We start from the raw sequence: 557 nt of genomic DNA, 5'->3' as shown, positions 1-557 counted from the left end.
CAACCGGCTTTTTAAAATCGAAGAAGAGTTGTCTGGACTTACACCGGAAGAAAAATATGCCAAGCGTCTGGAACTGGAAAGGCCCGTTCTGGGTGCCTTTTGGTGCTGGCTGAATTCCATCCATGTACTGCAAAGCTCTGCCCTCGGCAAAGCAGTAACCTATGCAAAGAACCAGAAACAGTTTATGGAGAACTACCTGCTTGACGGAAGGTGTTCCCTTTCCAATAACATAGCCGAAAACAGCATTCGTCCCTTTACTCTGGGAAGAAAAAATTGGCTTTTCGCCGACACCCCGAAGGGTGCTTCAGCAAGTGCTGCAGTATACAGCATTGTAGAGACTGCCAAGGCAAATGGGCTTAATGTATATACTTACCTGAACTATCTGTTCTTGTATATGCCGAATACGGATCACCGGAATGATCCGGAGGCCTTGGAAGAACTGATGCCTTGGTCCCCACTGGTACAGGCTGAATGCAAAAAATAATCCTCCAGTTGACGATCGCCATTATAACCGATTTGAGTTCATGTTTAAAGGCACTCTGTTTTTAATCGCTTAC

The 557-nt window shown here is 45.8% G+C and carries 1 protein-coding gene; it reads left to right on the top strand.

From position 1 onward, the window contains the following. The coding region (locus DCCM_RS02490) for an IS66 family transposase (protein WP_133163939.1) at positions 1-484 on the top strand (484 nt) is incomplete at its 5' end. Positions 485-557 lie beyond the last annotated feature (73 nt).

This window comes from Desulfocucumis palustris, assembly GCF_002933875.1.
GTDB classification, from domain to species: Bacteria; Bacillota; Desulfotomaculia; order Desulfotomaculales; family Desulfocucumaceae; genus Desulfocucumis; species Desulfocucumis palustris.
Note: the sequence above shows the minus strand (reverse complement) of the source record. Positions and strands in the feature narration are given on the sequence as shown.